Source organism: Microbulbifer okhotskensis, from assembly GCF_023895975.1.
In the GTDB taxonomy this organism is placed as follows: Bacteria; Pseudomonadota; Gammaproteobacteria; order Pseudomonadales; family Cellvibrionaceae; genus Microbulbifer; species Microbulbifer okhotskensis.
This window is the reverse complement of the sequence record NZ_JALBWM010000009.1, coordinates 41,551-53,799: the sequence shown is the minus strand read 5'-3', so window position 1 is coordinate 53,799 and position 12,249 is coordinate 41,551. Positions and strand designations below refer to the sequence as shown.

The following is a 12,249-nucleotide window of genomic DNA, read 5'->3' as shown; positions in this document are numbered from 1 at the left end:
TTATATGGGTTGAATTCGACGGCAGTTTTACGCTCTACTAGCGGCTATATTAGGTATCCAAGAAATATTAAGGAATATAAATGGCAATTCTGGTGACTGGAGGTGCTGGTTATATTGGCAGTCATACTTGTGTTGAGTTACTCGCAGCGGGTTTTCAGCCGGTAGTTGTGGATAATTTATCGAATAGCAGCGAAGAGGCGTTGCGTCGTGTGGAGTTTATAGGTGGTAAATCGATCCCTTTTTATGATCTCGATATTCGGGACAGTAAGGGATTGCGCAAAGTATTCTCCGAATTTGAAATTGACGCGGTAATCCACTTTGCAGGACTAAAAGCTGTGGGTGAATCAGTGGCGCAGCCACTGCGCTATTACCAGAATAACGTCGCTGGAACCTTGTCTCTATGCGAAGTGATGGCGGAGTTTGGAGTCCATCGTTTGATCTTCAGCTCATCTGCGACGGTTTACGGCGACCCTGAAACAGTACCGATTAAAGAGGATTTTCCCACGGGCGCAACCAATCCCTACGGATCAAGCAAGCTGTTGGTTGAGAATATTCTGGGGGATCTTTGTGCAGCTCCAGACAGTTTGTGGAAGGTGAGCGTACTGCGCTATTTTAATCCGATTGGTGCCCATGAAAGTGGCACCATTGGCGAAGATCCCAGTGGTATCCCCAACAATCTTTTACCCTATGTGTCCCAGGTAGCGGTAGGGCGGTTGGAGCAGCTACAGATTTTTGGTGGTGACTACGATACTGTAGATGGTACTGGTGTTCGTGATTATATCCATGTTGTGGATCTGGCCCGTGGGCATTTAGCCGCGCTGAATTTACTTCGTAAAGCTGAGACTTCAGAAGGGTGTTATACCCATAATCTGGGTACAGGTCAGGGAAGCTCCGTGTTGGAAGTTGTTCGGGCTTTTGAGCGAGTCAGTGGTCGCGAGGTCCCCTACCATATCGCACCCAGAAGAGCGGGTGATATCGCCGAGTGCTATGCGGCCCCCGAGCTGGCTGAGAAAGAGCTGGGCTGGAAAGCCGAATATGATTTGGTGCAAATGGTGGAAGATACCTGGCGTTGGCAGTATCAGAACCCTAAAGGGTATAGCGAGGACTAGATTTTCCAGATTTGATTCGAGATCAAGTAGCAGCCGAAATCTTTATTAAGGTGTGGTTATTCAGTACCTGATTTTGGCATTACGCTGGGTATACCGCCAGTCCAGTGCTATCTGCCGCTTACGTGAGCTTATTTGAGTGGGCGTAAGTGGTGGGTATTGAATAAGCCACGAGTGCAATCATGATTTTTAGTACTCAAGCTCCAGTACATAACGAAATAACATCCCCTAGCTTGTAAGAGAGGTTATCTTTTTCTTATCTCATTCATATTGCGTCTTTTAATATTTTTTATAGGCTACACATTAGAATATTCTTCGACCATTTCTTTAGATCTAAAAGGAGTTAAAGTTGAAGCATATCGTGATCGTACAGCTATTTTTAATTAGCTTTTCCGTTTGCGCTAAAAAAAATCCTGGAGTAGATATTTCAATGTTTAAGTCTGCAGATAATATTTGGAGCCTCACTTATAACCTAAGTAGGTTAGCCAGTCGGCTTGATTTGTTCGTAATCCAGACGTATCTCGGGCTGAGCGCTGGAAGCCTTTATTGTTAGGTTTTGAAATAGTTTCTATTGATAATGAAGAATACCTGCCTGCATTCAAATATTCCAAAACTGAAAGGATATTTTGAGGTGAGGCTGGGGTAATCCAGTGGCGTGAAACCAACCCTATACGCATGATATGCCAAGGTCGATGGCTGTGATCGGCAGGGTGATACCTTGCCGAACTAGATATTCATGCATTGGAATTGGAGTGATTTTGATGAGAAGCTAGAAGCCCCCAAGTTTGTCAATGAGGTTCTTTGGTTTTTACTCATGAAGTGGCTCATTTTCATCAAGAGGGCGTGTTATCCGGTGGGGCTATTGAATCCTGGGTGCCAGTGGGAAATACGGACAGGTTGGCTATATTAGATTGGTATCCCGATTTAGAGGGGTATGTAAATCGTAAACTTTAGAGGTTCAAGGCGAGATGCTCTGAAGGCTTGAACGAATTCCCGCTGCTTGAAGCGGCTAGTCGCGATAGATCTGATCTACATTTTACTTGTGGTCTATTTATACATCGGGCAACCCCTGCAAAAGAAAAGCAACGGGACTTTACGGATTTTTTGTTATGAAAAAATTTCCGCCAAAAAGTTGAGGGTGGAGCAGGAGACCTCACAAGAACTGCTGACTCCAGCGAAAAATTGGCGAACAGTAAACAGGCTATTCCTGAGAATACTTTGAGTATATTAATTCAGAACATGTAAAGTTTTAGCGTTATGTGGTTGTGTTAATTTTGGCTAAGAGTTGACAGTTGCCCAGAGTTTAAATTGCAACTGTCAGCTCTGGTTTGACATCAGTGTTATTAATCTTATTTTTCACCCCAAAGTTTAATAGGTCTGTTTTTTAAACCCTACAAACTGCAGTCTATACCAAAAAGCGCTTCATCATCCAAGCGCATGGCTGTCAAGGAGCCGCCCCAGACACAACCGGTATCCAGCGCGTATACATTTTCTGTATCCGTACGGCCTTCCAATGAAGCCCAGTGACCAAAAATGACTTTATCATTTTTGCTCTTACGATCGGCAAAGCTGAACCATGGTTGATAATCACCGTGAGAGGTTTGAACCCCCTTTTTATTGATGAGGTCTAGGGTGCCATCCGCTTTGCAGAAACGCATTCGGGTAAAATAATTAGTGATTACTCGTAGTCGTTCAATACCGATGAGGTGATCGTCCCAGCAGTGAGGTTCATTACCGTACATGCCATAAAAATAAGCTTTAGCCATAGCTTCATCTGCGAGTGCCTGGTGTACTTCACTGGCGAGCTTTTGTGCTTTTGTTACGCTCCAAGTTGGGGGAATCCCGGCGTGTACCATGGTGTACCCCTTTTTATGTACCAAAAGGGGAAGGCTTTGCAGCCAGTTTAAAAGCCTATCTGCATCCTTTGCTGTTAATATTTTGGCAAGGTCATGCTCTTTTTCGGATAAGGGCTTTGCACCGTGGGCTAATGCGAGTAAGTGCAAATCGTGATTGCCCAACACCGCAGTGACTTGCTGGCGGTGTTGATAGAGAAAGCGAAGGGTGCTGAGGCTATCATCGCCTCGATGAACCATATCGCCGGCAATCCAAAGTTTATCTCGATCAGGTCGGAATTTGACTTGCTTGAGCAGACGTTGAAATGCCGCATAGCAGCCCTGTATATCTCCGACGGCGTAAGTTGCCAAAGTTTCCCCCAAAAATCCGTTAGCTATTTATTATTGATTCAGGTCTGTGCAGTAGTCAGCCAGCATCACAAAATCCTCAACACTCAAGGTCTCAGGGCGGCGGCCGGCATCTAACGGTAGTAGCTCTGGTTTGAGTTCTGGGAATAAAGGTTTCAGAGCATTTCGCAATGTTTTACGGCGCTGCTGGAAGGCGACATTGACGATTCGCTCCAGCAGATTCTCATCCTTGGCGATAAATGGCAGTGTGCTATGGGGTACCAGTCTTACGATGGCAGAATCAACTTTCGGGGCTGGTCGGAAGGATTGCGGTGGTACCAGGAAGAGTCCCTGCACTCGGCAGTAGTATTGAACCATCACGCTGAGGCGGCCGTAGGACTTGGTTGAGGGACTAGCGCTAAGGCGGTCAACAACCTCCTTTTGTAGCATAAAGTGCATATCCTTAACCTGTCCGCGAAAACCGAGCAAATGGAACAGTAGGGGGGTGGATATGTTGTAAGGTAGATTACCGACAATACGCAACTGCTTGTCTCCAGCAAAAGTGCCAAAATCAAATTTGAGCGCATCTGTCTCAATAATATTGAATTTAGCATATTCCCTGAATTTGAATTGCAGCATCGGGATCAAATCGCGATCCAGCTCGACGGCTGTCAGGGAGGGACAGCGTTTGAGTAGCAACTCGGTAATGGCGCCTTGGCCAGGGCCAATCTCGACTAATGTGTCTGACTCCTTTGGCCCGACCGCGCGAACGATGCGCTCGATAATATTCTCGTCGACTAGGAAATTTTGTCCAAAGCGCTTGCGAGCCTTGTGCTGAAAGAAGTTGTCCATGGGTATATCTGTAATTTGAATGAATGGTTTTCGTTGCTAAATCCCAGTGCGGCAGCTGCCATAAGTGCATCGTTTGATGCCCTATTCCCCCGGCCACTATCCGACTCGGAAGGGCATAAGAGCCTCGGGAATATTTCCGGAAAGTAGCTATGTATTGCGTAATTTGGCCAGTGTGACAGCGTGCTGGATCGCGGCGTGCAGACTGCCTATTTGGGCGGAACCTGTGCCGGCGATATTCAATGCGGTGCCGTGATCCACAGAAGTACGGATAAAAGGCAATCCTAGGGTGATATTTACCGCGTGCCCAAAACCTTTGAATTTTAACACTGGAAGCCCTTGGTCGTGGTACATGGCTAAAACTGCATCGCACTCGGTTAAGTGGGGTGGGGTAAACAAGGTGTCCGCAGGTAGAGGGCCATTCAAGATAATGCCCTGAGAGCGTAATTGACTCAGTGTGGGCTCAATGATTTCGATTTCTTCCCGGCCTAAATACCCGCCCTCGCCGGCGTGTGGGTTGAGACCGCATACGCTGATACGCGGCGACGGAATTCGGAATAAGTCCTGCAAGCTGGTATTGAGGATTTTAATAACCTGTTCCAGCAGAGTGCTGCTTATTGCGGTACTGACGTCTTTGAGCGGCAGATGCGTTGTGACCAGGGCGACGCGGAGGCCCTCTGTGGCAAGCATCATAACCACACGTTCGGCTCCGGCTTTTTCGGCAAAGAATTCTGTATGTCCACTAAATGGGGTGCCAGCATCGTTGATAACGCCTTTGTGCACTGGCCCGGTGACCAAGGCATCGAAATGGCCCTGCAGACAGCCGTCTGTGGCGACTGACAGAGTCTTCAGTACGTAGGCTGCATTAGCTGTATCGAGTTCCCCGGGTCTGGCAGGTACCTCCAAAGCGGTCGGTAGCAGGTAAAGGCTGCCGGGTGGGGTACTTATGGAACTGGCGTCTGCAGACAAAGGGAGAAGTTTTAGTGGCAGCCCTAAAGTTTCAGCGGTGTCCATCAGTAGTTGAGGGTCTGTGATGGCTACGATTTGGGCATTAGAGCCCTTTTGAGCCACTTTTACAGCCAGTTCGGGACCGATACCTGCGGGCTCTCCAGGGGTAAAGGCAATTCTAGGGATCATCGATTTGTGACTTTCCTGTGTGAATAAAAAAACCGGGCACTGGGGCCCGGTCTATCCCGCAATAATGGGGTCCTACTGCTGATTGCCTGCGCCTTCGGCTGTCTTGGTATCTGGCAGTTTGATCTCTACATAAGCTTGGTCACGAATTTCGCGGCGCCAATTCTGCAGTTCTTCTTCATACCGGCGATTACGCAACATGTTGGCAGCTTGGTTGCGGATGTATTGATCGGTCATGTCCTGTTTGCGGCGGTCTTCCACTTGGAGAATATGCCAACCAAACTGGCTGCGGAAGGGCAGGCTGATGTTACCGATTTCAGTAGTCTTCATGGCCTGGGTAAATTCCGGTACAAACTGACCGGGCATAGACCAGCCGAGGTCACCGCCGGACAGCATAGATCCGATATCCTCAGAGTTTTCGCGGGCCAGATCAGAAAAATTTTCGCTGGCCATAGCCTCATCGCGCAGAGCGATTAACTTGTTGTAGGCCTGATCATCGGTGAGGATGGCGGACGGTTTGAGTAGGATGTGGCGCACTTTGGTTTGTTCTACCAATTGTTCGCTGGCCCCTTTTTGAGCATGAATTTTTAATAGGTGGTAGCCGGCGTCACTGCGGAAGGGCGCGGTAATGTCACCCACTTTTAAATCGGCCAGCGCATCGGCAAACAGGGTGGGGAGCTCTACAGTCTTGCGCCAGCCCAGGTCACCGCCCGCGAGGGCATTTTGTCCCGCGGAGTTGGCGATCGCGAGACGGCGGAAGTCTGCTCCCCCCAGGGCCTGCTGAGCCAGTTCTTCAGCTTTTTCGCGTGCCTGGGTAACATCGCTGGCCGGTGCACTGGAAGCCACGGGAATGAGGATATGTCCCAGTTCAAACTCTGGTGATTTCCAGAACTCTCCCTCTTTCGAGCGCAGGAAGTTGTCGATATCTTGATCAGTGATCTGGATTCGGCGATTGACGCTGCCTTGCTCAACACGGCGAATCATTAATTCCTGGCGGATCTGCTGGCGAAAGCTTTTCATGCTCATGCCATCAGCGAGCAGGCGCTGGCGGAACTCTTCGGGGCTCACCCCCGCGTTTTGCTGAACTCTGGCGATAGCCTGGTCCAGTTCCGACTCAGAAACAGTGACTCCCGCTCGCGAGGCCATCTGCAGTTGGAGCCGCTCGATAATCAGCTGCTCCAGAACCTGGCGGCGCAAAACATCCATCGGTGGAGCCTGAACCTGCTGAGCCTGGATCTGGCTGGTGATGGTATTTATACGTTGGGTTAGCTCACTGGCCATCACGACATCGTCATCGACAACAGCGACCACTCGGTCTAGAGTCCTTACTTGCGCAGTGGCAGTAGCGGCGATCAGGGCGCAGGCTGCCAGTACGGGTGATAGGCCCAGTTTCGGTATAAACTTCTTAATTATTCTCATCACTGTTTCAGCTCTTCTCTCTGATCAAAGTTGGCAATCCCCTGGGTCAGCATTTCCGTCACTGTTGCACCGAAGCCGGCTAGGCCCTTGAGTTCAATTTCGAGGTAGATACCCTCGTCATACTCGAGGTCCTCTGCTGAGACAACCCCGGCGAGATCATTATCCAGGGTGCGTCTCCACACCAGTCGGGTCCGGTAGCAGCAGTCGTCATATTCGATCCCTGCCAGGTATTCCAGTTCCCGGTTCAAAGTAAGATCATAGCTGGCACCAGCCATGAAAGAGGTATGGGTATTTAGTGGTAGTACGGTGGAGGCATTCAGTTGGCTGACGGTATCGTTATCGTCTTCATCGATATCGTCGTCATCAGTGGCATCCGGGCGCTCATAGTAGTAACTCAAATTGAAGATGCGGAAGTCATCGTCAAAGTAGCGCAGACTGAAGTTGCCCCGATTAATGTTGTGCTCACTATCCTCATAAACCACCTCGGTGCCTAATCGCAAAGACTGGAATGGACGGCTCTCTATCCGTGCAGCCAGCTCTGAGCGGGGCGTATCCTCGATATAAGCAGTGCGACCGATCTGGCGGTCGCTGGAATAGTACACTTGTCCAATACTGGCAGAGAAAAGGTCCCGGCCGCTGATAGGGTCGATAAATCGGGTGGTGAGACCCAGTGCGAGCCTATCCGCATCGTCGATCCGGTCACTGCCGGTGAAGCGACTGTTGCGGAATAGCTGGTCATAGCTGAACGTGAATAGCGAGGTATCGTAGAGCAAATTATTGCTGTCAGGATCGATTTCAATGTCAGGATTGATGTCGTTAGCACGATCACTGATATCGAAGAAATCCCCCTGATCGGCATTGCTGCTAATCAGGGTGAACAACCGTGGCTCCAGTGTCTGGATAAAGTCCCGGTCGAAGATATAGCTGTCGCGTTCAAAGTACAGTCCGGTATCCAAGGTGAATTGAGCCGCTGCTGCGCTGGGCGAATCGTTGGCCCCCTCTGCCAGGAATTGATCACTGACCTTGTAACTGAGATAGCGGCCAGCCACGCCCGGTTTAAAATATCCCCAAAGCCACTGTTTGTCCCAGAAGAATTCATAGTCGAGGCGCAAACGATCGGCGGTGATAAAGTCCCGTATATCGGTAGTGACACTATCGGGATCATCAGTATCCCCGATATAGGTGATGGTCTGGGTATCTTGATGGTCCCAAACGGTCGCCTGATTTTGCATCGATAGCAACCAGTCGCCCCAGCGATAGTCGCCATCGACATCAAAGCGGGGGTACTGGGCAAATACATCGAAGGAGTCGTTTTCCAGCACCTGGTAATCCTGGGTGCGCAGGGTTATTTGCCAGTGATCACTGCGCAGGAGACCCTGGACCTTCTGGTTCACTCGGGTCTCGGCGTTGATATCGAGGCTGGCGGTGCTTAGGTCGCGAAAATAGTCTGGATCACTGACCTTGGTGTAATCGATATCCGTACGCCAGACGCTGCCGCTGTATCCACCCTGCTGTTTCAAACTGGCGAGCCAGCGGTCTTCACCTTTGTAAGGCAGTACCAGATTTTCAGGGAAGCCTTCATCAATCAGTTCCTGCGCCAAATCATTGTTGCCGCCGTCGTCATCTGGCAGATCAGCAAGACGGATCTCAGTGCTGAACATTTCACTCAGATGGCGGAATTCAACTTCCAGTCCGGTACCGCGGTACTGGATATGGCGCGGGGAGATGGTGGCATCCATCTGCGGTGCAATATTCCAATAATAGGGAATGGTAAAGTCCCAGCCGTTCTTGTCGCTATTACTGAGGGAGGGGAACAGGAACCCGGACATGCGTGCATCGCCTACAGGGAAGCGGAAATAGGGAAGGTACAGAATGGGCACATCCAGGATTTCCAAGCGTACATTCCGTGCCGTTCCCTGGTTCTCCACCTTATCAATATTGATTTCGTCGCCCGTCAGCCGCCAAAACTCGCGCCCGGGTTCGCAACGGGTGTAGGTGCCTTCCGTCAGGGTCAGCTCGCCACTGGTTTGCCGTGCAACCAGAGCGGCATCGCCATGGATAAAGGCATCGTGGACGACGTAGGTGGCGTCCTCAATCGACGCGGCCTCACTGTTCGTGTGAACCTCTGCGGACGCGCCGCGGATTAGCAGGTTGGGCTCGCGAAGTTCGATAGCACCATCCAGCGAAGCAACATTCTCCTGGCGGTTAAACCTGACCTGATCGGCGAACAGCTGGCGGTAACCTTGGGTGATATGTACATTGCCGCTCAGCTTGGCGGAGCCATCCTCGAGCCACTGTGATTTCTCTGCGGTAGCCCTGAGCGATGCTTCTCCAGGGGGGAGGTCTGAGCCGGGATAGTTTCGTGGCGGAGCAACGAAAGTGCCGGAGCACACGGCCGGCAGATTGGCCTGTTCCTCAGCCGTAAGTTCGGAGCGTGGTAACCAGTCCAAGTACAAATAAGGGTTGTAGTCGGGATCTGGAATCAGTTCGCTTTGATTGGTTTGCGCCCACAGAGGCTGTGCGGCGATCAGGCCGAGAGCGATGGAGCAGGTGTGGGAATTTCTAGCAATCGCCAGAGCGAGGCGACGCCACCGGGAAACTTCAAGCATCAAACGATATGTTCCAACTATCTTTTAGTATTTCTTTATCGGTAGATACGTGCGACAGCTATCGAGCCGGGGCGCGCAAAATCATCGTCCGATTCTACTTGAATGTAGAAGTGGTTAATAGCCGTACTATGAACGGGGATGCTACGAGCTGGGATGGCACTTGGATCGAGTGCCAGGTCATTGTTTTTCTGGGACATTTGTACTGTTTTTGCTGGAGTGCGTCGCGTGGCTCAGGGTAAATAGGAATGGCGCCGCTGGACGCGGGAGGGCTCAAGGTTAAAATGCAGCTTGCAACAGTTGGAAAGCGACACGATGAGCGTAAGACCGAGCAGCGAAATTGAGCAAAAATGTGATATCGATTCTGACCTCAGGCACGATGCGTTGCGCCAATGGGTTGGGGCGGCCCTGGGCTTGGAGGCGCCCGCAGCACTGTCAAATTTGGCCGGGGATGCTGGGTTTCGGCGGTATTTTCGCACGCAAACGGAGCCGCCGCTAATTGCAGTGGATACCCCGCCGCAGCTGACCAATCCCGCTCGTTTTGTGGCTCTGGCTGATTATTTGCGCCGCAACGGCATCCACACTCCGATGGTGGTGGCTGCTGATACCACCGAAGGCTACCTGCTGTTGGAAGATCTCGGAGACATCCAGTTATTTAGCGTGCTCGGCACTGACAGTGTTGAAGGCCTCTATGCGGAGGTGATGAGTGAACTTTTATGCCTGCAACAAATCCCTTTAGAGGAACAATTATTCCCATCATATAGTCGCGAGTTACTTCTGAAAGAAATGCAGGTGATGCCGGAGTGGCTGGTACAAGAGCTGCTTGGTCATCAGCTCAGTGAGCGGGAGCAGGAACTTTTAAAGAGTACTTTTGAACTGTTGCTGAATAGTGCCGAAGAGCAGCCGCATACTCTGGTACATCGGGATTACCACAGCCGCAATTTAATGATCCGCGATGGGGAGCGGCCGGGCATTGTCGATTTTCAGGATGCTGTGTGGGGCCCTGCTACCTACGACCTGGTATCACTGCTGCGAGACTGCTATATCCGCTGGCCCCGCGAGCGCGTAGAGCGGTGGGCGCTGGCCTATGCCGCAACGGCCGAGGCTGCGGGCGTGATGGCGCCGGTCGATCCGGAAATATATCTGCGATGGTTCGACTGGATGGGGCTGCAGCGTCATATTAAAGTACTGGGTTTATTCCCACGTCTTTGCCTGCGCGATGGTAAACAGGGCTACCTGCAGCACTTACCCCTGGTGATTCGCTACGTGTTGGAAACTGCTGGGCGCTACCCTGAATTGAAGCCGTTTGCCGACTGGTTCAGTAGTATTTTGTTACCGCAAATAGAGCCGCTGCCTTGGTACTGCGACTATCGCAGCGCGGGCGAGATGTTGAAGTAAGCCGCACGATAACTGTACAGATTAATTTGATGAGCAAACTCAAACAGAGTCCGCCTGTGACAGCCATGCTACTGGCTGCAGGCTTTGGGCGCAGAATGCGCCCGCTAACCGATCAGGTTCCCAAGCCCCTTCTGCCGGTAGCCGGCAAGCCGCTGATAGAGCACGCGCTGGAGCGCCTGGCTGATATTGGCGTGCAGCGGGTTGTTATTAACCTGGGTTATCTTGGTTCTAAGATTCGGCAGCAGCTCGGTTCCGGTGCTCGTTGGGGGCTGGATATCCAGTACTCCGTGGAGCGCGAAGAAGAGCCGCTGGAAACCGCCGGGGGGATTCTGAAAGCCATGCCACTTTTAGGGGATTCCCCTTTTTTGGTGGTGAATGGCGATGTCTGGTGTGACTTTGATTTGTCACAATGGGCCAGTCGACCGTTGCCAGAGGATTGTCCCGGGCGTCTGTTAATGGTCCCCAATCCGCCCCACAACCCCGAGGGGGATTTCGGCATCGAGAAGGGGTTGCTATCCGGCACTGCCAAGCCCCGCTGTACTTTTGCTGGTCTCAGCTGGTTGCGAGGTGAAACACTGACCGAATACCCACATCGGCGCGAATGCTTCGGGCTTGGAGAAGTATTCACTTTTAACGAAGACAAATTGCAGGCCGAGCTCTATCAGGGGGACTGGTGTGATGTCGGTACGCCCGAGCGCCTGGAAAGATTGCACCGCCGACTGACTGGCGAAAATTGAGTCACCAAAGGATATTCTGATGTCAGATTACAAAATTGCTCCCTCTATTCTCTCTGCCGATTTTGCTCGTTTGGGTGAAGAAGTGGATACGGTATTAGCCGCCGGAGCGGACTGGGTGCATTTTGATGTGATGGACAATCACTATGTGCCGAACCTTACTATCGGCCCTATGGTGTGCCAGGCCCTGCGTAAGCATGGAGTGGAAGCACCCATCGATGTACACCTGATGGTCGAGCCGGTGGACGATATGATCCGCCAATTTGCCGATGCCGGCGCCACCTATATTACTTTCCACCCTGAGGCATCCCGCCACCCGGATCGCTCCTTACAATTGATACAGAGTCTCGGCTGTAAGGCTGGCTTGGTATTCAATCCAGCCAGTGGTCTCGAGGCGGCAAAGTACGTCATGGATAAGCTGGATATGATCCTGCTGATGTCAGTGAACCCCGGTTTTGGTGGACAGAAGTTTATTCCCAACACCCTGACCAAGTTGCGTGAGGCCCAGGCAATGATCGATGAATCGGGCTTAGATATCCGTCTGGAGATTGATGGAGGGGTAAACCGCGATAATATTGCCGAGATAGCCTTGGCTGGAGCGGACACTTTTGTCGCGGGCTCTGCCATTTTCAATACACCGGACTACGCTGAAGTGATTGCGGCTATGCGTGAAAGCTTGGCTTAAGTTGCAAAACTGGCGGGCAATCTCTTGCCCGCCACAGATGGGATTTGTAAACTTGTGCGCCTGCACTGAGGGAATTTCCTTGAACCATTCTGTCTCCCTGACAAACAGTTGGCGATGGCGCCACTGATCCGCTGAAGC

The 12,249-nt window shown here is 51.2% G+C and carries 9 protein-coding genes; 4 read left to right on the top strand and 5 right to left on the bottom strand.

Annotated elements, in window-relative coordinates:
• Positions 1–80: 80 nt before the first annotated feature.
• Entirely contained in the window at positions 81–1,109 is a 1,029-nt protein-coding gene (gene galE, locus MO867_RS03845) for a UDP-glucose 4-epimerase GalE (RefSeq protein ID WP_252464773.1), read from the top strand.
• A gap of 1,388 nt (positions 1,110–2,497) precedes the next feature.
• Here galE and MO867_RS03840 read toward each other — a convergent pair.
• The 5 genes from MO867_RS03840 to MO867_RS03820 all read right to left on the bottom strand — a co-directional run bounded on the left by MO867_RS03840 (position 2,498) and on the right by MO867_RS03820 (position 9,297).
• Positions 2,498–3,310: a symmetrical bis(5'-nucleosyl)-tetraphosphatase gene (locus MO867_RS03840; protein ID WP_252464771.1), complete on the bottom strand. Its 813-nt coding sequence runs from the start codon at positions 3,308–3,310 to the stop codon at positions 2,498–2,500.
• A gap of 30 nt (positions 3,311–3,340) precedes the next feature.
• Positions 3,341–4,138: a 16S rRNA (adenine(1518)-N(6)/adenine(1519)-N(6))-dimethyltransferase RsmA gene (gene rsmA, locus MO867_RS03835; RefSeq protein WP_252464769.1), complete on the bottom strand. Its 798-nt coding sequence runs from the start codon at positions 4,136–4,138 to the stop codon at positions 3,341–3,343.
• 147 nt (positions 4,139–4,285) lie between these two features.
• Positions 4,286–5,272: a 4-hydroxythreonine-4-phosphate dehydrogenase PdxA gene (gene pdxA, locus MO867_RS03830; RefSeq protein WP_252464767.1), complete on the bottom strand. Its 987-nt coding sequence runs from the start codon at positions 5,270–5,272 to the stop codon at positions 4,286–4,288.
• 72 nt (positions 5,273–5,344) lie between these two features.
• A complete protein-coding gene (locus MO867_RS03825; RefSeq protein WP_252464817.1) occupies positions 5,345–6,688 on the bottom strand; it encodes a peptidylprolyl isomerase in 1,344 nt (447 codons plus the stop codon).
• Positions 6,688–9,297 carry an LPS-assembly protein LptD gene (locus MO867_RS03820; RefSeq protein ID WP_252464765.1) on the bottom strand — a complete coding sequence of 870 codons (2,610 nt, stop codon included), beginning with the start codon at positions 9,295–9,297 and terminating at the stop codon, positions 6,688–6,690. Before MO867_RS03820 ends, MO867_RS03825 begins: the two co-directional genes overlap by 1 nt.
• A 312-nt stretch (positions 9,298–9,609) precedes the next feature.
• Between MO867_RS03820 and MO867_RS03815 the strand changes: the two genes are divergently transcribed.
• Genes MO867_RS03815 through rpe form a run of 3 tightly spaced genes read left to right on the top strand, consistent with a single transcriptional unit; the run spans position 9,610 to position 12,111 of the window.
• Positions 9,610–10,692, top strand: coding sequence for an aminoglycoside phosphotransferase family protein (locus tag MO867_RS03815; RefSeq protein ID WP_252464763.1), 1,083 nt, complete (start codon positions 9,610–9,612; stop codon positions 10,690–10,692).
• A 29-nt stretch (positions 10,693–10,721) separates the two neighbouring features.
• Positions 10,722–11,429 (top strand): nucleotidyltransferase family protein, encoded by a 708-nt coding sequence (locus tag MO867_RS03810; RefSeq protein WP_252464761.1) that lies wholly within the window; start codon positions 10,722–10,724, stop codon positions 11,427–11,429.
• 19 nt (positions 11,430–11,448) lie between these two features.
• Positions 11,449–12,111: a ribulose-phosphate 3-epimerase gene (gene rpe, locus MO867_RS03805; RefSeq protein ID WP_252464760.1), complete on the top strand. Its 663-nt coding sequence runs from the start codon at positions 11,449–11,451 to the stop codon at positions 12,109–12,111.
• The last annotated feature ends 138 nt before the right edge of the window (positions 12,112–12,249 follow it).

Bases quoted from the DNA above. Each gene is read 5' to 3' on its own strand.
- MO867_RS03820 (WP_252464765.1), bottom strand. From the start codon at position 9,297: ATGCTTGAAGTTTCCCGGTGGCGTCGCCTCGCTCTGGCGATTGCTAGA.
- rsmA (WP_252464769.1), bottom strand. From the start codon at position 4,138: ATGGACAACTTCTTTCAGCACAAGGCTCGCAAGCGCTTTGGACAAAAT.
- galE (WP_252464773.1), top strand. From the start codon at position 81: ATGGCAATTCTGGTGACTGGAGGTGCTGGTTATATTGGCAGTCATACT.
- MO867_RS03810 (WP_252464761.1), top strand. From the start codon at position 10,722: ATGAGCAAACTCAAACAGAGTCCGCCTGTGACAGCCATGCTACTGGCT.
- MO867_RS03815 (WP_252464763.1), top strand. From the start codon at position 9,610: ATGAGCGTAAGACCGAGCAGCGAAATTGAGCAAAAATGTGATATCGAT.
- rpe (WP_252464760.1), top strand. From the start codon at position 11,449: ATGTCAGATTACAAAATTGCTCCCTCTATTCTCTCTGCCGATTTTGCT.
- pdxA (WP_252464767.1), bottom strand. From the start codon at position 5,272: ATGATCCCTAGAATTGCCTTTACCCCTGGAGAGCCCGCAGGTATCGGT.
- MO867_RS03825 (WP_252464817.1), bottom strand. From the start codon at position 6,688: ATGAGAATAATTAAGAAGTTTATACCGAAACTGGGCCTATCACCCGTA.